Consider the following 19,111-nt stretch of genomic DNA (forward strand, 5'->3'; position numbering starts at 1 on the left):
TCGTCATACGTTCGTAATATTAAGCGCCTTGCGCAAAATAAACGGACAGACAATCAAGAAAGCATATTCCGGGCTAAATATTGACCCGGTAAAAAACAGCGACACCGGCGTAAAAAGATAAAGCTGCACGCGAAAGTTCTGGTTATCACCAAACGCGTTGATCATCATTTTGAATACTTTAAACAGATACCACAGCGTCAACAGTACGGCGAACCATGAAAAATAAATAATTAACAGATACAGACCATTGTCTATGGTTTTACCGACATCCGCACCGTTAAAGATTCCGAATGATGCAACATATTCGTAAAGTGAGCCGAATCTTACTACACCATCAATATGGGTTAAGGAATAACCCACCATCACCAGCGGACCAATGATGCGATAATAGGACGATGACCCTTCCGTTCCCAAATCACCCAGACGTTCTGAGATGTACGGGAAGGCAAATATCACGCCGACCATAAATACCGTCAGGGAGATAATCGCCAGCGGCAGTTTTTTCTTAATCGCATCTTTGTTCAGGTACTGGAACGCCCACTCCAGCAGGTAAAACAGGATAAATGTCATTACCCCTGAGAACGACCCGGACAGAACAATTCCTGCAAGAATCATAGCATCGGTCTTAGGCGTTTTGATACCAAACTGTTTGATGCTGAGCCAAATTGAGATTAACGCCAGAGCGAAAAACGCCGGTTCAAAATAGAGCGCCGTGGTACGCTTCCCGCCAAACTTAATGAAGTTCAGTACATAGCTGTTGCTGTATATGAGATATTTCGAAATTATCTCCATCAAGCTACTGCCACCGGTCAAAATAATTTGCGCCATTTCCAGTGCGGCAAGCATAACAATTAACGCAACGGCAATATAAAAGAACCTGAGGATTTTCCGATAATTGTGCGGAGATATTGTTTTAAAGCGAATACTCCAGACCATTCCGATAATAATGACAATATAAACAAACAGCATGGTTGACGTGACGTATTTACTGGCATCCAGCGACTGGCCAAAGATGTAGTTAAACAGCGTCAGGCCCGTGCCCAGCCCCAGGGCAATCATCAGCTTCTTCAGGTTGATTTTATCGACATACAGCAGAAGCAGAACGGGCAGAAAAGTCACGATGGTTATCGGGAAGCTTTCGCCAAGCTGGGCAATTTTGACGTTGACCAGCAGGTAGATTAGCGGCAGCAGCAGATAACTACAGATTCTGATAGAACGAGACATACTCCTCCAGCATCTGTTGTCCACTGTAGGCCTTGCGGCTGCGGTTGCGGAACGATTCCAGGTCAGTGCCAAAAACGGCCTCGGCGATCTGCGCCTTCGGCAGCTGCACCAGCGGCAGAACCTCCTGCTCCACGAAGGTTTTCCCGCCGGATTTTTCCAGCACCTCATGTGCCGCATCGCTGTGGGTGGCAATCACCGGCACGCCGATGGAGAGCGCTTCGCAGAGGATTAGCGGGTAGTTATCCACGCGGGAGCTGAACACCAGCGCGTCCATACCGTTCAGGGCGCTCATCAGCTTGCGCTTGTCGGTTTCAAACCCGTGGTTCACCACGTTGGCCCCTTCGAACGGGGAAAACTTGCCGAAGGTGTGAAGCTCAATCTTGTCACCCAGCGCCATCATGTCGCGCACCAGCTGCTGGTTGGTTTTTCCGTCGTAGCGAAGGTCATGCGCAACGATGGCGATTTTCGGTTTGCCCGCGGTTTCCGCCACCGGCGTCAGTTCGGCCAGAATGGCTTCCGTCGCCACGTCGATACCGTTGTTGATAATCTGACAGCGCCCTGCCCCATACAGGCTGTTAAAGGCATCGGCCACGTGCTGGCTCGGGGAGATAAACGTGCAGCCGAGCGAGAGCATGTCGCGGAACAACTGGCGTTTGCCGTCTACCAGCTGATGCGCGCGATCCACCTTCACCGGCGGGTAGTTGCTTAACGTCGGGCATTTCTGGCAGTTATCTTTCCAGCCTTCGCAGCCGTCGGTAAAGGCGCAGCGTCCGGTCACGCTCCAGTGGTCATGCAGCGTCCAGACGAAACGGGTGTCGGGCTTGTGGGCCTGCACCTTCTGACAAAACGCCACCACCTCTTCCAGGTTCAGCCAGTAGCTGTGCAGCACGTGAAAATGCAGCACAACCGGGCCGGTCGTGCGGGTCACGGTGCGATAAAGATTGTTCAGGTTGCCAAACAGATCGCGGTTAAACAGGCGGAACAGCGCAATGTTGGCAATCGAGGTCAGACGCGGCGTGTGCTTGTGCACCTGCGGGAAGTTATCGTGGCTAACGCTTTTCTTGCCGCCTTTGCCGTAGCCGTAAATAAAACGAGACTGGAGTCCTTTTTGCAGCGCGCGCTGGTGCAAATCCAGCGCTACGCCTGCCGCTCCGCCTTCTGCGAGGCGTACGTTAAATTGCAGAATGTTCATTTAATCACCTTCACGCGGGCTTTTTCTCCCACCACCAGCGCGTTATCGGGAACGCTGTCCAGCACCACGCTGCCCGCCCCGATCGTCACGTTGTTACCGATCGTGATGTCACCGATGACCACCACGTTGGCGCCCAGCTCGACGTTATTGCCGATGACCGGGCAGGCCAGGCTGTCAGGCCCGCGGTTGCCAATGGTGACCGCGTGGCGGATGGTGAAATCATCACCCGCGACCACGAACTTGTTGATCACCACCGCATAGCCGTGATGGATGGTGAAGCGGCGGCCAATGGTGGCAGCGGCCTGAATCTCATAACCAAAAAAGCATTCGGTGATGATGCGGTACAGCACCAGCACGGGTGCCGCCCAGATATTGTTCAGTACGTTTTTCTTGCGCCACACCGAGCAAAAGTGCGCGATGCGGTACGCCAGAACCATGCAGCACGGGCGCAGGCTCCAGCTGTTTGCGCGGCAATCTTCCAGAAACATTATTTCCCCCGAAGCCCGTCAGCCAGACGTTTGCCGTTACGCACGGACAGCAGCGTCAGCAGGGTGCGCCAGTTCATGCGCTTGTTGCGGATCTGATACAGGGTAAAGAGCTGATACTTCCGGCTGGCACGGTCAAACTTGTCCTTGTGCTTGCGGTAAAAATGGAAATAGCCCGAGAACTTCTTCGGAGAGGAGGTGATCTGCATCTCCCCGTGGTTGATGTGCAGGATCTGCGTGGCCTCTTCCACTTTCCACGGCTCGCCGTACTCCACCACCATCCGCAGGAAGATGTCGTAATCCTGCGCGGCCTTCAGTTCGGTATCGAACAGGCACTCCTTAAAGCGCCACGCCCAGGTAAAGACCTGATTACCAATAATATTGCGCTTGTAGAACAGGCGACGGGAGTACGGTGATTTCGGGTACAGCGGCAGGCTGGCAGGCTGCGAATACACCTCGCCCTGGCAGACATAGTCGTTGGCATAGAGAAACGCGTGCGTGACCAGCTGCTCTTTATGCGACAGGAAGACGGACAGGCGGTTCGGCGTCCATTCGTCATCGTCGTCGATGCCGGTCAGATACTGCCCTTTGGCCTGCATAATCGCCTGATTACGTACTGCACACGCCCCGGAGTTAATCGCGTTATGCGTATAGACCACCCGCGGGTCGTTGAGGTCAGTCACAAACTTTTGCAGCTGTTCATACGAGGAAGAACAGTCATCCACGATGATCAGTTCCCAGTTATCGTAATCCTGACGTAAGACCGACTTAATTGCGCGGATCGCCAGCTGCTGACGGTTCCATGTCGGCATATAGATAGAAATCAAAGGGCGTTGTGTGGTCATATTTTCCCCTCACCCCTCACCCCGGCCCTCTCCCCGAGGGGAGAGGGTTAGGGTGAGAGATCTTTTTTATTTAGAGTCAGATTTGTATTCGTACTCGTAGTAACCGTAATCCTGGTACCCGGTCGCGCGGCGGAAGATGGAGTTCAGAATGACCCCCTTCACCTCAATACCGTTCTGCTCGAAGCGGCTCAGGCTGGTTTCCACCTCTTTCAGCGTGTTCACCGCATAGCGCGCGACCATCAGGGTGGTGCCCGCATGGCGGCCCACTACGGCGGCGTCGGTCACGGCCAGAATCGGCGGCGTATCGATCAGCACCAGGTCATAGTGTTTGCTCGCCCATTCGATCAGCTGGGTGAAGCGCTCGCTCATCAGCAGTTCAGACGGGTTCGGCGGCACCTGACCACGCGGGATCAGGTCAAACTGTGGAATCGAGGTCGGCTTGGCGCTCTCGCTGATTTCCCCTTTACCCAGCAGGATTTCCGACAGACCGTTCACGTTGTTGGTTCCCAGCAGTTCGTGGGTGTAACCCTTACGCATATCGCAGTCGATCAGCAGCACGCGCTTGTTGGTCTGGCTCACCACCGCCGCCAGGTTGGCACAGACGAAGGTCTTACCGATTGACGGGCTGACGCCGGTTAACATCAGGACGTTGTTTTTGGCCTGCATCATGGCGAAGTGCAGGCTGGTACGCAGGCTGCGGATGGCTTCAATCGCCAGGTCGGTTGGGTTACCCACGGCCAGCAGCTGGCTCTGTTTGTAACGCTTAACGCCCTTGATGGTCTTGACACTGTCACGGGATTTTTGCCACTCAGACAGCGGGATGCTGGCATAGACGTTAATACCACTCTCTTCCAGCACCTGCGGGCTTTCGATGCCGCGGTTGAACAGCGAACGCAGCAGCACGCCGACGATGGAGAGCATCAGGCCAAGAATAATGCTGCCGAGAATAATCAGCGCTTTCTTCGGCTTCAGCACGCCGGGCTGAGTAATGGCCGGGTCGACGATGCGCACATCACCCACGGTGCTGGCCTCGGTGATTTTCAGCTCCTGCTGCTTGTTCAGCAGCTGCATGTAAACCTGCTGTCCGGACTCCACGTCACGGGTCAGACGCACGATCTCCTGCTGCGTTTTCGGCATCGCGGTCACGCGGTCGTTCAGCTTCGCCTTCTCCTCTTCGAGGGTGCGGCGTTTTTCCAGCAGCGTGCGGTAGGCCGGGTGGCGTTTGGTGTAAAGCTTGGAAATCTCCGCCTCTTTGAAGGTCAGCTCGTTGAGCTGCGCATCAATATTCACCATCGAGTCGAGAACCGATTTGGCCTCCAGCGGCAGGTCAACGGAGTCTTTATCCTGACGGAAGGCGTTCAGCTTGTTCTCGGCATCGTCCAGACGGGCACGCACTTCCGGGAGTTGTTTAGAGAGGAACGCCAGGCTTTTCGCCGCTTCCGCCGACTTGCGCTCGACGTTCTGCTCAAGGTAGTTGCGGGTAATGCTGTTCAGGATGTCGCGGATTTGATCCTTATCTTCACCGGTAAAGGTCATGCTCAGCACGCCGGTGTCCTTACCGTTTTCGGTGACAGTCAGGTTGTTCTGCAGATTGTTGATCATTCCCAGCGTGGAGAATTTGGTCACGGTGAATTCACCGCCCTCCTGGGCGTGAATCGCGCTAACCATCATGCTGACGCCGTCTTTGTTCAGCATCTGCCCCACTTCGCCGCGTGCGCTAAAGCCCGCATCACTGGTCAGCTGGTACTGTTTCAGACCCAGCACCGTCAGGGTAAAGGTTTGATCCCCCGCCCCTTTCGGCAGCACAAAGTCAGTGACCTTGACGGTGTCATTGCTGCGCCCCATCAGACGGTCCCAGCCCGCACCGAAGATTGGGAACGTATTTTTGGTAACGGAGATGTCGAGGCCGAGATCGTGAACCGTTTTACCCAGCACCAGACGCGACTGGATCAGCTGAATTTCAGCGTCGGATGCCGGCGGCTTGTTCGCCAGCGCCGAGCCGATATCCTGCACCAGCGAGTTACCGGTATTCTGTTCAATCTGCACCAGCGCGTCGGCGCTGTAGATAGGCGTGGCGAACAGCGTATACACGACGGCCGCCGCGGCGAACACGGCGGTAATGCCAACTACCCACCACTTTGCTTCGATAACTGTGCCGACCAGGCGACCAATATCAATTTCATCACTGCCCGAAGTCGGGGCGGCAGAAGGTTTTGTTTTTTCTGTCATTGTTATCCCTGCTGAGCTTTCAGTGCCTGCGCCCACTGTTGGGCAGACTGGTCAAGTAAGGTGTAAACCGCCTCGAAGGCCTCATGGCTTTTGCGATACGGATCGGGGATTTCGCGCTCGTTGTCCCAGTGACCAAACAGCATCACCTTGCCGCGCATCTCCGGTGCGATATCGCACAGCGCATGAATATGACGTTTTTCCATTGCCAGAATCAGGTCATACTCCCGGCACATGCGGCCGGTAACCTGGCGGGCGATATGCCCGTCAAGAGAGAGGTTGTGATCGCGGGCCACGCTCGTTGCGCGCTCATCGGCACTTTTACCCACCAGCGCGCCCAGCCCTGCGGACTCGACCGTTAACTCGGGCTGGTACTGTTTCAACAGCCGTTCAGCCGTGGGGGAACGGCAAATGTTCCCCACGCATACCACCAGAATTTTGTTAAACATCGCGAATTACCAGGTATGAATGTCGCGCGCCGTATCCGTCATGTAGCGAACGCCACTGATGGTTGGCAGCAACTGATTGATCAGACGGTTCCAGCGGGCAACCGGCGCGGTGGTGACATACACCACATCGTATGGCTGGAGACGGAACTCCGTCGCCATCACCAGAGATGTCGCATCGGACATATCCAGCTGGTAGATGTTGGCAATCTTGCCTTTCGCACTGCCTTCACCTTTCAGCGGACGGATGACGAAGATACCGGTCGCGTTGGAGGTGGTCAGATCGATACCTTCAGCATTGCCCAGCGCTTCGGTCAGGGTCATGCCGCTGAAGTCCATTTTGAGGGTGCTCTGTTTCTTCACTTCACCCATCACGAAGACTTTCAGATCGTCGTTGCGCGGCACGTAGAGAATATCGCCCGGATAGAGCAGACGGTTCTGGGTCAGGTCGCCGTTTTGCATCAGCGCCTGCAGCGAAATGCGCTGCTCTTTGCCGTTGTGGGTCAACACGACGTTGCGCCAGTCGGCGCCGTCGGTTAAGCCTCCTGCGGCGTTAATGGCATCCAGAACGGTGAGCGGAACGTTGGTGATGGCCTGCTGGCCGGATTTGTTCACCTGGCCGGAGATATAGGCTTTTTGCGAGCGGAATGCGGCGATATTAACGTCCACCTGCGGGTCGGCGATGTACTGCGCTAAGCGGCCGGTAATATCACTACGGATCTCGGCAAGCGTTTTCCCGGCAACATGGACTTTACCAATGTACGGATAGAACATGGTGCCGTCTGACTGCACCCAGTTCCCGGTGTCGCTTGAGCTACGGTACTGGCCCGCTGGGGTGGTCAGTTCAGGGTGATCCCAGACGGTCACGTTAATCACGTCACCCGGTCCCACGCGATACTGGTAGGAGGCAATTTCCTGGTCCAGAGACATATTCGGCTGGGCAACATTTGGGCGTGGACGTAATTGTTCGACCAGACGTGGCGTAAGTGGATAAACATTCACCATTTTGTCGAGATCAAAATCGGCATCCTGTTGCTTGATCACATCCTTACCCATTGTTGACATATTGCTGCCGGGAAAGACCGTACAACCACTCATCAAGGTCACAGACACCAATAATGGCATCAATTTCATTTTGGATTTCATCATTGATTATTTATCACTTTGGCAGAGTAATTATCCTGTGCAATTTAAATAAGCTTGAGACGTATTGGGTTTCAGCATGCAGTTAATCAAATAGAAATATAACTGGCATCAGTCCTAAAAAAAGCTTATTCATCCATTGGCTATTGACAGAATAATCGAGGCTGATTCACACGCTTTCAGGCACGCTACCGCCCTTGGCTTTCAGTTACCAATCCACTGACTAAACAATGTGTTATGGATAGACACCCTCTTGAACAAGGTCTTCTGGAAATATATCAGCCGTTTGCAACACCCAACGGATAATGAATAACCATCCCGAAGACCAAAACAATAATAGCAACAACAAGATTTAACATTTGATGCTGGGAGAATTGTTGCAGCTAACCTAATAGCAGGCAAGGAGACAACTGTCCTAATATCTGTTTTTAAGATTAATATTAAGAGCAAAGTTTTACCCTTTTAGGATTTTCTTTATATTGACAAAGAGAGAGTAAAAACCATTATCTGCGATATATCCTAAAGTGCCCGCCTTGTAATTAAATATACGTATTTCGCTTATTTACACCCTTTTGAGAATGCTCTCTTTTTTACGCGTTGTATTAAGAGAAATCTCAGCCCGACATTGCATTTTTCCCCGGTTTTATCCATGATCGAAGTGTGACATTCGTCATATAACAGAAGGTATTGCTATTACTATGGAATGGATTGCCGATCCATCAATCTGGGCCGGGCTGGTGACGCTGGTGGTCATTGAGCTCGTGCTCGGGATTGATAATCTGGTGTTTATCGCCATCCTCGCTGAAAAACTGCCCCCTTCCCAGCGCGACCGCGCGCGCGTGACGGGCCTGCTGCTGGCGATGGTGATGCGGTTACTGCTGCTGGCCTCTATCTCCTGGATGGTCACGCTGACTCAGCCTCTGTTCACCGTTCACGGTCTGAGTTTTAGCGCCCGCGATCTCATCATGCTCTTCGGCGGGTTGTTCCTGTTGTTCAAAGCCACGGTGGAGCTTAACGAAAGGCTCGAAGGAAAAGACAGCGAAAACCCGACCCAGCGCCGCGGGGCGAAATTCTGGCCGGTGGTGGCGCAAATTGTGGTTCTGGATGCGGTCTTCTCCCTTGATTCAGTCATCACCGCCGTCGGGATGGTGGACCACCTTGCGGTGATGATGGCCGCGGTGATCATCGCCATCACGCTGATGGTGATGGCAAGCAAGGCGCTGACCCGCTTTGTGAACAGCCACCCGACCATCGTGATCCTGTGCCTGAGCTTCCTGCTGATGATTGGCTTTAGCCTGGTTGCCGATGGTTTCGGCTTCCACATTCCGAAGGGCTATCTGTACGCTGCCATCGGCTTCTCCGTCATGATTGAAGCGCTTAACCAGCTGGCAATATTTAACCGCCGCCGGTTTCTCTCCGCTAATCAGACGCTGCGCCAGCGCACGGCAGACACCGTCATGCGCCTGCTGAGCGGCAGGAAAGAGGATGCCGAGCTGGACGCCGAATCCTCTGCCCTGCTGGCCGATCACAGCGACGGGCAGATCTTTAACCCGCAGGAGCGGCTGATGATCGAGCGCGTGCTCAACCTGAATCAGCGCACGGTCAGCAGCATCATGACCTCGCGGCACGATATTGAGCATATTGACCTCACGGCACCGGAAGAGCAGATCCGCGCCCTGCTGGATAAAAACCAGCATACCCGCGTGGTGGTCACCGGCGGCGACGAAGAAGAGGAACTCCTGGGCGTAGTGCACGTAATTGACCTGCTCCAGCAGCAGCTGCACGGCGAGGCGCTCAACCTGCGCGCGCTGGTGCGTCAGCCGCTGGTCTTCCCGGAAGCGCTTCCGCTGCTCTCCGCGCTGGAGCAGTTCCGCAACGCGCGCACCCACTTTGCCTTCGTAGTGGATGAGTTTGGTTCGGTGGAAGGGCTGGTCACGCTCAGCGACGTGATGGAAACCATCGCAGGTAATTTGCCTAACGAGGTGGATGAGATTGATGCCCGCCACGACATCCAGAAAAACGCAGACGGTTCGTGGACGGCTAACGGCCATATGCCGCTTGAAGACCTGGTGCAATTTGTGCCACTGCCGCTGGATGAAAAGCGGGAATACCATACCATCGCCGGTCTGCTGATGGAGTATTTGCAGCGCATCCCGCAGCCGGGAGAAGAGGTTCAGGTGGGAGACTATCTGCTAAAAACGCTGCAGATTGAAAACCATCGCGTGCAGAAAGTGCAGCTTATTCCATTGAAGGATGAGGAAGAGCTGGATTTTGAGGTGTAAAAAGCCTGACACCGTAGGCCGGGTAAGGCGAAGCCGCCACCCGGCACTACGACCGTCAAAGCTTATCCAGCAGCTTCTTCACATCCTTGCCGTTCTGGGAATCTTTATTACGATCCGCCCAGCTGTTGAGCCGACGTTTCGCTTCATCCTGCAGATGCTTACGCAGGATCTGATCCACCTGAAGGCTGTAATTCAGCGCCTGCCATTTGCCATATACGCTAAGCGGAACGGGCGTCTCTTTCAGGAAATCAATCAGCTTGCTTTCGCCCTGCCAGCCGGAAAGTACCCGGACGTTAAAGCGCGTGTCCGCCGTCTCTTTGACCAGATCCAGCGAGCCTTCCCCGGTTAACGACAGCATGGATGAGGTTCCCTGCATCCCGGCCAGCGTCAGTACCCCGTTATCCAGCGTCAGGTCAGTGGTGAAGCTGTCGAGGCGCGTTGCGCTGTCGTAGTTTTCCTGGGCTTTAACATCGCTGCTGCGCTCCACCGCCTGCTGAACCAGCTGCTGGAAGTTAAGCCCTTCCATACGCGAATCTTTCAGGTCAACATGCGCCTCGCCCTGCCACTCTCGGCGGAAAGCGTCGGCATCAATTTTGGTGCCTGAAAAATCCCCCGCCAGCGTCAACTGCCCCGTCAGGGATATCGGATAGTTAAAGGCTTTCAGGATGCTGCCAATCTCAACGTTGTCGAGACGCGGCTGGAATTCGGCGCTGGCAATGTCCTTACGCACGTCCAGCGTGCCTGGCAGCGAAAGATGCCCTGCCCCCATTTTGCCGCTCAACTCAGAGATCGCCAGCAACCCGTTATGGTTGAACAGCTTGCTGCTCACGTCGGTAAAATCAATGCCGCGCCAGCGCACACTGTTGGCTTTCAGCGCAACATCCGCCGTGAAGCCGCGCAAAACGTTATAGTCAGGCTGGTCAAGGTTGGACGAAATGACCGGGCGCGACACCGGAGACTGGCTTTGCCCGGTCTGGGTCGCATCGCTGTCCGTTGCGCTAGCCGGCAGCGGTGGCAGGAGGTTTTCCAGGTTGAGCTTGTCAAACTGCAGGTTCAAAACCCACTTCGGTTTCTCTTCGAGCGTGACGCTCGCCTGCCCTTTCAGGCTGCTGTCGTTGGCCTGCAGATTGAGGTTATCCAGCGCCAGCTGTTTTTGTTCTTCGCGCCATACGGCCTGCAGCGTTCCCTGCCCGGTTATCCCCTGGGTAGGGAGATCCGCCCCCGTCAGCTGCCAGTTAAGCTGCTGGATGTCGGCCGTGAGCTGGTGCGGGTAGTCCGAGGCATTCACGCCGGCGTTCAGCGACAGCGTCAGATCGCGCTGATCGCGATTTACCCGTCCGCTAAACTCCAGCGACGCAAGATGGTGTTCATCCTGCTCCATCTGCAGGTTGATGTTGCGGACGGTGACCTGCTCTGCATCCTCATGCTGGAACACCAGCACGCTATCAGCAACTTTCAGTTTGCCAATATCAAATGACCAGCCCGTATCGGACGGTTCATCCGGTAAGGTATTCTCGCGCGGCGCGACAGGCGCATTCGCGTCGCGCACGGCTTCGGTTTGCGGGGTAAGCTGAATGACCGCGCCTTTCAGCATCACCTGATTAACCTGCAGCTGATGGGAGATAAGCGGGATCAGCGCCACATCGAGACGCATGTTGTCCGCAGAGACCAGCGGCTGTGCCGCGCCCGGTGCGGTTAACGACATGCGGCCAGAGAGAATGCTGAGCTGCGGCCAGACGTGCCAGCGCAGCGGCCCGTCAAGCTTCAGTTGGTAACCACTGCGTGCCTCGACCTGCCGCACCATGTAAGCGCGGAAATCATTCGGGTTAACCAGCAGAACCAACGCCGAAAGGCCAGCAACCAGCACCACCAGCAAAATCATCAGCGTTGTCAGAACTCTTCTCATGGCATCCTCAATGGACTAACGATCAGTCTTTATCAATACGGCTGGCAACCGCACCCTGCTGGTCGCGGTATTTTGCGTCCTGACGGCGGTTATAAGGCCTGTCTGCCGGGCCGGTGAGTGGTTCAAAGCTTAACGCACCGATCATCATTCCCGGACGCAGCGCCAGCGGCAGTTTACCGGCATTGAAAAACTCCAGCACAATCCGGCCCGACCAGCCAGGGTCGATACGGTGCGCGGTCACGTGAACCATCAGCCCCAGACGCGCCAGAGAAGAACGGCCATCGAGCCAGCCTACGAGGTCCGCAGGCAGAGTCACGGATTCATACGTCACCGCCAGCGCCAGTTCACCCGGATGCAAATAAAACGCTTCGCCTTCGTCAATGACGATTTCGTCACTCATCACGCGATCGAGCGCGGCGCTGACTTCATCCTTCGGCCCGCTGAGGTCGATGAACGGCGCAGTATGACCGCTAAAGGTACGGAATTTATTCCCCAACCGTACATCAACGGTCACCCCATTGATACGCTCCACGGGAGGACGTGGGGTAATAGACAAGCGGCCTTCATCCAGCCAGGCTTCAATATCACGATCGCAAAGACGCATGGCACTTTCTCCTTTCATGCATCGTACCCTGAGCCGTTGAACGCTCAGGGTAAAACCAGGTTATCTCTGAACGGTACACAATTCGCGCGGCTTATTCAAAAAACTGGCTGATTTTCGCTTTTAAGATATCAATAGCAATGCGGTTTTTGCCCCCGCGCGGCACGATGATATCGGCGTATTGTTTGGAAGGTTCAATAAATTGCAGGAACATCGGGCGGACCGTTTTCTGGTACTGCGCCATGACCGAGTCCATCGAACGGCCGCGCTCGTTAACGTCACGCTTGATGCGGCGCATCAGGCAGATATCCAGCGGGGTATCAACGAAAATGGAGAAGTTCATGGATTCACGCAGGCGAGCGTCGGTCAGAAGCAGGATGCCTTCAAGGATAATCACCTTCTTCGGCTCAATGCGGATCGTTTCCTGAGTGCGGGTGTGTTCTACGTAACTGTAAACGGGCAGTTCGATCGCCTGACCGCTCTTAAGCGCTTCTAAATGCTGGAACAGGAGACTGTGATCCATTGCATTCGGGTGGTCATAGTTGGTTTTTACACGCTCTTCCATCGACAGATGGGATTGATCTTTGTAATAACTGTCTTCGGGAATGACGCCGATATGCTCATCACCTACCTGTTCACGCAGTTCGCGATAAAGCGTACTGGCAATTAGACTTTTACCTGAAGCCGATGCGCCGGCGATGCCTATAATGACGCACTGATGAGACTTATCAGTCATAAATTTAGCGACCTGATTAACCTGGATGTGAAGGAAGGACGACGCCGGAGCGTCAAACGCGGCAATTATAGGGATTTCGCGGGCGTGATACCAGTCGAATGCGCAGGTTATGCGAGACAGCCTGAAAAGTGACGCATTGTTCCCTGAGTGAAATTTTAATGGCCGTTTTTTCAGCGCTAAACATGAATTTTTTAGCGAGTAACTATTTAATAAGTCTATGATGTCAAATTATGAGCAGTCGCCATATGAATTGTAAATTGTTTGTACTAGCATAAACCAAATTATCAAATTCACTCGTGCGGACTTCTCTCCTGACGGCATGGCGTCTCTGGATAAAGCGGTAATGAATAAACAATACCAGCGGGTTTTGGTTACTACCCCACATCCTTTATTGCGACTTGTCTGTCTGGGCCTGGTCACCTTTATCTTTACCTTATTTTCGCTGGAGCTCACCCGCTTCGGCACCCTGCTGGCCCCGCTCTGGTTCCCCACCGCGATTATGATGGTGGCGTTTTACCGCCATGCCGGGAAAATGTGGCCCGGTATTGCCCTGGCCTGTTCGTTCGGCAATATTCTGGCCTCGTGGATGCTGTTCTCCTGGGGGGAGATAAGCCTCGCCTTTACCTCAATAAACGTTATTGAGGCCTTCATTGGTGCAGTGTTACTGCGTAAGCTGCTCCCGTGGTATAACCCGCTGCAAAATTTAAATGACTGGATCCGCCTCGCCATTGGCAGCGCGCTGGTACCGCCGCTGGTGGGCGGCGTTCTGGTCTATTTGCTGGTCCCCGCTCCCGAACCGCTGCGTAATTTTATCGTCTGGGTGCTCTCTGAATCCATCGGCGCGCTGGCCCTGGTGCCGCTGGGATTGCTGTTCAAACCTCACTATCTGCTGCGCCACCGTGACCCGAGACTACTGCTGGAAACGCTGGTCACCATGGCCGTCACGCTGGCTCTTAGCTGGGCCTCCATTACCTGGCTGCCGTGGCCCTTTACCTGCGTGATCGTTCTGCTGATGTGGAGCGCCGTGCGCCTGCCGCGAATGGAAGCCTTCATGGTATTTCTGGTCACTGTTATGGTCGTGTCATTGATGATTGCCCGGAACCCGGCGGCGCTGACCACCCAACATGTGGGACCCATGCTGAACGCGCCGTGGCTGCCGTTCCTGATGCTGCTTCTCCCCGCTAACGTGATGACCATGGTGATGTATGCCTTCCGCGCCGAACGCAAACACATCACCGAAAGCGAAGAGCGTTTTCGCAATGCGATGGAGTATTCCGCCATCGGCATGGCACTGGTCAGCATTGAGGGCCAGTGGCTTCAGGCCAACAAGGCATTGTGCAATTTCCTCGGTTACAGCCAGACGGAACTGCAGTTGCTCACCTTCCAGCAGCTCACCTGGCCGGAAGATCTGCATACCGATCTGGAACAGCTGGAGCAGCTGGTTAACGGCGACATTAACACCTACACCCTTGAGAAGCGCTACTACACACGCAACGGCGAGGTCGTCTGGGCGCTTCTGGCCGTGTCCGTCGTGCGCCATGCCGACGGCTCACCGCTCTATTTCATCGCCCAGATTGAAGATATTAACGACCTGAAGCAGACCGAGTGGGTCAACAAACGCCTGATGGAGCGCATTACGCTGGCCAACGAAGCCGGCGGCATCGGCATCTGGGAGTGGGATCTGGAGCCAGACATCATCAGCTGGGATAAGCGGATGTTCGAGCTGTATGAAATCCCGCCGCACATTAAGCCCACCTGGCAGCTCTGGCACGACGCCATGCTGCCGGAAGATCGCGCGCATGCTGAAAAAGTGCTGCGAGATTCCCTGGTTTCCCGTCTGCCGTTTAAGCTGGAATTCCGTATCCGCGTGAAGGAAGGCGTGCGCCATATTCGCTCCCTGGCAAACCGGGTGCTGAATAAAGAGGGTGAAGTCGAACGCTTGCTCGGCATCAATATGGACATGACCGAGGTGAAGCAGCTTAACGAGGCGCTGTTCCAGGAAAAAGAGCGTCTGCACATCACCCTCGACTCCATCGGCGAAGCGGTGCTCTGTACCGATATTGATATGAACGTCACCTTTATGAACCCGGTCGCCGAGAAGATGAGCGGCTGGCTGCAGACCGAGGCCATCGGCCAGCCGATCCTGAAGGTGTTACATATCACCTTTGGTGAGCAAGGTCCGCTGATGGAAAACATTCACAGTGGTGATATGTCCCGTTCGGATATCGACCAGGACGTGGTGCTGAACTGCCGCACCGGGGGATCGTTCGATATCCATTACAGCATTACGCCGCTCAGCACGCTCGAGGGGAAAAGTATTGGCTCGGTTATCGTTATTCAGGATGTTACTGAATCGCGCAAAATGCTGCGCCAGCTGAGCTATAGCGCCTCACACGATGCCCTGACCCACCTGGCAAACCGCGTCAGCTTTGAAAACCATCTCAAACGGCTTCTGCAAACCGTACGTGAGACGCGTCAGCGTCATGCGCTGGTCTTTATCGATCTGGACCGCTTCAAAGCCGTCAACGATAGCGCTGGCCATGCGGCGGGGGATGCCCTGTTGCGGGAACTCTCTTCCATGATGTTAACCCTGCTCCGCTCCAGCGACGTGCTGGCGCGTCTGGGCGGAGACGAGTTCGGGCTGCTGCTGCCGGACTGCAATATTGAGAGCGCGCGCTATATCACCGGTCGCCTGATCCACACCATTAATGACTATCACTTTATGTGGGAAGGCCGCCTGCACAGGATTGGTGCCAGCGCAGGGATCACGTTGATTGATGAAAATAACTACCAGGCGTCAGACGTGATGTCGCAGGCGGATATTGCCTGTTATGCCTCGAAAAACAGCGGGCGCGGCATCGTGACGGTTTACGAACCCCAGCAGGAGCGGGACCGCAGCACGCGCAGCATGCTGTCGCTGGACGAGCAGTGGCACATGATCAAAGACAATCATTTGTTGATGATAGCCCGCAGCGTCGCCTCCCCACGCATACCGGAGAGCTGTAACTTCTGGCTGATTTCGCTGCGCCTGTGGACCAGCCAGGGCGAGGTGCAGGAGGAACATGCTTTCCGCGCGGGTCTGGCGGAGCCTGAGCTGCTGCATGCCCTTGACAGACGCATCTTCAGCGAGTTTTTCCGTAACTACGCGGCCCAGGTTGCCAGCAAGGGGATGGGCGTGGCGCTGCCGCTTTCTGCGGCCGGTTTAGCCAGCGTGACGCTGGTGGATGAACTGCTCGATCTTCTGGATAACAGCTCCCTGCCGGGCCGTCTGCTGCATCTGGTTATCACCGCCGACGTGGTGTGTCACCCGGATGAGAATCTGCAGCGGGGTTTGCAAAAGCTTCGTCAGGCGGGCTGCCGCGTGATCTTCAGCCAGACAGGACGCGACATGAACGTCTTCACCCACCTGAGCCCGAACATGGCCGATTATCTGATGCTGGATGCAGAAGTGGTGAGCAACGTATATGGCAATCTGATGGACGAGATGATGGTGACCATCGTCCAGGGCCACGCCCAGCGTCTGGGGATGAAGACCATCGCGGGTCCGTGTAATCAGCCCATCATGATGGATACGCTGTCCGGCATTGGCATCGATTTTATTTATGGCGATACCATCGCTGAACCGCAGCCGCTTGATCTACTGCTTAACACCAGTTATTTCGCCATCAACTGACGGTGCCCAGCCGTCGGTATACCAGATGTGCAGCAGCGCGTAAGAACGCCACGGCTGCCAGCGCTCGGCGTAACGACGAATCTGCGCGGGCGTCATCCCGGCAAAGCGTTGCTTAATCAGATAATCATCCGGCAGGAACACATCTTTCGCCTGCCAGCCGCGCAGGGCCAGGTAGTTTGCCGTCCAGCGTCCGATCCCTGGCCGCTGCTGTAGCGCCTTCATGCCCGCCTCAACGTCTTCAGGCGGCGTCAGCGGAAAGGTTCCGTCGACGACCGACTGCGCCAGATGAATCAGCGACTCCGCGCGTTTTACCGGCATCCCGAGCGCCTTGAGCGCCAGCGGATCGGCAACCGCCAGCGCTTGCGGGGAGGGAAAGCAGACATAACCCGGTGCATCTTTTACCGGCTCTCCGCACAGGGCGACAACGCGGGAAGCCAGTTTCGCCGCCATCGCCACGCTGACCAGCTGGCCGAGAATGGCCCGGACGCCCTGCTCGTACGCATCCATCGCCCCCGGCAAACGCAGGCCGGGCCGGGTAGCGCCGAGATCCCCCAGGGTATCCGCGATGTGCTGCGGGTTGCAGGCGAGATCGAACAGGCGCGCGATGCGTTCAAGACACGTCTGCGCAACCGGAATTAATCCCGGGCTGAGGGTCACATTCAGCGTATGGGTGGCGATATCCGGCGTTACGCGAAAAATCCCCTGATGGCCCTCGCAGGCAAAGCTGCGCTCGTAATAATCGCTCGTGACGGTTTCAATGCCCGTCACCGCACGGGCGCCGAGAAAGCCAAACATCCACTGCCAGTCGTAAGGGGGTTGCCACGTCAGGGTATACATCGCTGCTCCTTTTTTATTCCTCTCAGGATAAACGGAAAAGCGGTGTTTCGCCTTGCTTTCATATTCCTGTTGTCGCCATGCAGACATTTCGTTAAAGTCTCGCCCCTTCTCACCGGCATGGGGATTCATTGTGTTTATCGGATTTGACTACGGTACGGCAAACTGCTCGGTTGCGATCATGCAAAACGGACAACCGCAGCTTCTTAAAATGGAAAAAGAGAGCACGCTGCTGCCGTCAATGCTCTGCGCGCCTACGCGTGAAGCGGTGAGCGAGTGGCTGTTCCGCCACCATCAGGTTCCGGCTACCGCAGCGGAAACCCAGGCGCTGCTGCGCCGTGCGGTCAGCTTTAACCGCGAGGAAGACATCGACGTTACCCCGTCCAGCGTGCAGTTCGGCCTCTCTTCGCTCGGGCACTACATTGAAGACCCGGAAGAGGTTTACTTTGTTAAGTCACCGAAGTCCTTCCTCGGTGCCAGCGGCCTGAAGCCGCAGCAGGTGGCGATGTTTGAAGACCTGGTGTGCGCGATGATGCTGCATATCCGTAATCAGGCGCAGACGCAGGTCTCTGAGGAGATTACCCAGGCGGTGATTGGCCGCCCGATCAACTTCCAGGGGCTGGGCGGCGACGAGGCCAACCAGCAGGCGCAGGGGATCCTTGAACGCGCCGCACATCGCGCAGGCTTCCGCGACGTGGTGTTTCAGTACGAGCCGGTTGCGGCGGGGCTGGATTTTGAAGCCACGCTGACGGAAGAGAAGCGCGTGCTGGTCGTCGACATCGGGGGCGGTACAACGGACTGCTCCCTGCTGCTGATGGGCCCGCAGTGGCATAGCCGTCGCGACCGCGAAAACAGCCTGCTCGGGCACAGCGGCTGCCGCGTAGGCGGTAACGATCTCGATATCGCCCTGGCATTCAAGAGCCTGATGCCGCTGCTGGGCATGGGTGGGCAAACGGAAAAAGGCATCGCTCTGCCGATCCTGCCGTGGTGGAACGCCATTGCCATCAACGACGTTCCGGCGCAGAGTGATTTTTACAGCACCGCGAACGGGCGCTTCCTCAACGATCTGGTGCGCGATGCGCAGGACGCCGAGAAGGTCGCCCTGCTGTATAAAGTGTGGCGTCAGCGCCTGAGCTACCGCGTGGTGCGCACCGCCGAAGAGAGCAAAATTGCGCTGTCGGATCGTCCTGAACATGCGGTTTCGCTGCCCTTCATCAGCGACGATCTGGCCACGGCGATCTCTCAGGAGGGGCTGGAGACGGCGCTTGCTCAGCCGCTGCAGCGTATTCTGGAGCAGGTGCAGCTGGCGCTGGAGAACGGTAAAGAGAAGCCGGATGTGATCTATCTGACCGGCGGTAGCGCCCGTTCGCCGCTGATCAAGAAAGCGCTGGCGGAACAGCTGCCGGGCATTCCCATTGCCGGTGGAGATGACTTTGGCTCCGTTACAGCAGGGCTGGCGCGCTGGGCGCAGGTGATGTTTAGCTAATGCGGTTGTGCCGGGTGGCGGCTTCGCCTTAC

14 protein-coding genes are annotated in these 19,111 nt (G+C 55.7%); 3 read left to right on the plus strand and 11 right to left on the minus strand.

What is annotated here, in order from left to right; translation table 11 throughout:
- Positions 1 to 3 precede the first annotated feature (3 nt).
- From wcaD to MX657_RS15055, 7 genes are all read right to left on the minus strand, one after another.
- Complete coding sequence (gene wcaD / locus MX657_RS15025; protein WP_029742034.1) at positions 4 to 1,224, minus strand: colanic acid polymerase WcaD; 1,221 nt, start codon at positions 1,222 to 1,224, stop codon at positions 4 to 6.
- On the minus strand, positions 1,199 to 2,416 hold the full coding sequence (gene wcaC / locus MX657_RS15030; RefSeq protein WP_346806082.1) for a colanic acid biosynthesis glycosyltransferase WcaC: 1,218 nt from the start codon (positions 2,414 to 2,416) through the stop codon (positions 1,199 to 1,201). The genes wcaD and wcaC overlap by 26 nt, the downstream gene beginning before the upstream one ends.
- Positions 2,413 to 2,904, minus strand: a complete 492-nt coding sequence (wcaB, locus tag MX657_RS15035) for a colanic acid biosynthesis acetyltransferase WcaB (RefSeq protein ID WP_080329677.1) — start codon at positions 2,902 to 2,904, stop codon at positions 2,413 to 2,415. Before wcaB ends, wcaC begins: the two co-directional genes overlap by 4 nt.
- Positions 2,904 to 3,746 carry a colanic acid biosynthesis glycosyltransferase WcaA gene (wcaA, locus tag MX657_RS15040; RefSeq protein ID WP_045908626.1) on the minus strand — a complete coding sequence of 281 codons (843 nt, stop codon included), beginning with the start codon at positions 3,744 to 3,746 and terminating at the stop codon, positions 2,904 to 2,906. Before wcaA ends, wcaB begins: the two co-directional genes overlap by 1 nt.
- 66 nt (positions 3,747 to 3,812) lie before the next feature.
- The gene (wzc, locus tag MX657_RS15045) at positions 3,813 to 5,975 is read right to left on the minus strand and encodes a tyrosine-protein kinase Wzc (protein ID WP_346806083.1); all 2,163 of its coding nucleotides are present in this window, start codon (positions 5,973 to 5,975) and stop codon (positions 3,813 to 3,815) included.
- Between the two features lie 2 nt (positions 5,976 to 5,977).
- Positions 5,978 to 6,421 (minus strand): low molecular weight protein-tyrosine-phosphatase Wzb, encoded by a 444-nt coding sequence (wzb, locus tag MX657_RS15050; protein WP_061097666.1) that lies wholly within the window; start codon positions 6,419 to 6,421, stop codon positions 5,978 to 5,980.
- A gap of 6 nt (positions 6,422 to 6,427) precedes the next feature.
- Positions 6,428 to 7,567: a polysaccharide export protein gene (locus MX657_RS15055; RefSeq protein ID WP_014170829.1), complete on the minus strand. Its 1,140-nt coding sequence runs from the start codon at positions 7,565 to 7,567 to the stop codon at positions 6,428 to 6,430.
- 692 nt (positions 7,568 to 8,259) lie between these two features.
- Here MX657_RS15055 and MX657_RS15060 point away from each other — a divergent pair.
- On the plus strand, positions 8,260 to 9,843 hold the full coding sequence (locus MX657_RS15060) for a TerC family protein (RefSeq protein WP_080329680.1): 1,584 nt from the start codon (positions 8,260 to 8,262) through the stop codon (positions 9,841 to 9,843).
- A gap of 55 nt (positions 9,844 to 9,898) precedes the next feature.
- Here the strand turns inward: MX657_RS15060 and asmA are convergent, their stop codons facing one another.
- From asmA to udk, 3 genes are all read right to left on the minus strand, one after another.
- The gene (asmA, locus tag MX657_RS15065; protein ID WP_346806084.1) at positions 9,899 to 11,749 is read right to left on the minus strand and encodes an outer membrane assembly protein AsmA; all 1,851 of its coding nucleotides are present in this window, start codon (positions 11,747 to 11,749) and stop codon (positions 9,899 to 9,901) included.
- Between the two features lie 22 nt (positions 11,750 to 11,771).
- Positions 11,772 to 12,353 carry a dCTP deaminase gene (dcd, locus tag MX657_RS15070; protein ID WP_020883257.1) on the minus strand — a complete coding sequence of 194 codons (582 nt, stop codon included), beginning with the start codon at positions 12,351 to 12,353 and terminating at the stop codon, positions 11,772 to 11,774.
- Between the two features lie 91 nt (positions 12,354 to 12,444).
- A complete protein-coding gene (gene udk / locus MX657_RS15075) occupies positions 12,445 to 13,086 on the minus strand; it encodes a uridine kinase (RefSeq protein ID WP_008500855.1) in 642 nt (213 codons plus the stop codon).
- 343 nt (positions 13,087 to 13,429) lie between these two features.
- Here udk and MX657_RS15080 point away from each other — a divergent pair, with 343 nt between their 5' ends.
- Positions 13,430 to 16,759, plus strand: coding sequence for a diguanylate cyclase (locus tag MX657_RS15080; protein ID WP_346806085.1), 3,330 nt, complete (start codon positions 13,430 to 13,432; stop codon positions 16,757 to 16,759).
- Here MX657_RS15080 and alkA read toward each other — a convergent pair.
- Complete coding sequence (gene alkA, locus MX657_RS15085; protein WP_119916962.1) at positions 16,724 to 17,596, minus strand: DNA-3-methyladenine glycosylase 2; 873 nt, start codon at positions 17,594 to 17,596, stop codon at positions 16,724 to 16,726. The genes MX657_RS15080 and alkA overlap by 36 nt on opposite strands.
- A 130-nt stretch (positions 17,597 to 17,726) precedes the next feature.
- Here alkA and yegD point away from each other — a divergent pair, with 130 nt between their 5' ends.
- Positions 17,727 to 19,079 (plus strand): molecular chaperone, encoded by a 1,353-nt coding sequence (gene yegD / locus MX657_RS15090; RefSeq protein WP_119916961.1) that lies wholly within the window; start codon positions 17,727 to 17,729, stop codon positions 19,077 to 19,079.
- The last annotated feature ends 32 nt before the right edge of the window (positions 19,080 to 19,111 follow it).

This window comes from Enterobacter chuandaensis, from assembly GCF_039718975.1.
Lineage (GTDB): Bacteria > Pseudomonadota > Gammaproteobacteria > Enterobacterales > Enterobacteriaceae > Enterobacter > Enterobacter chuandaensis.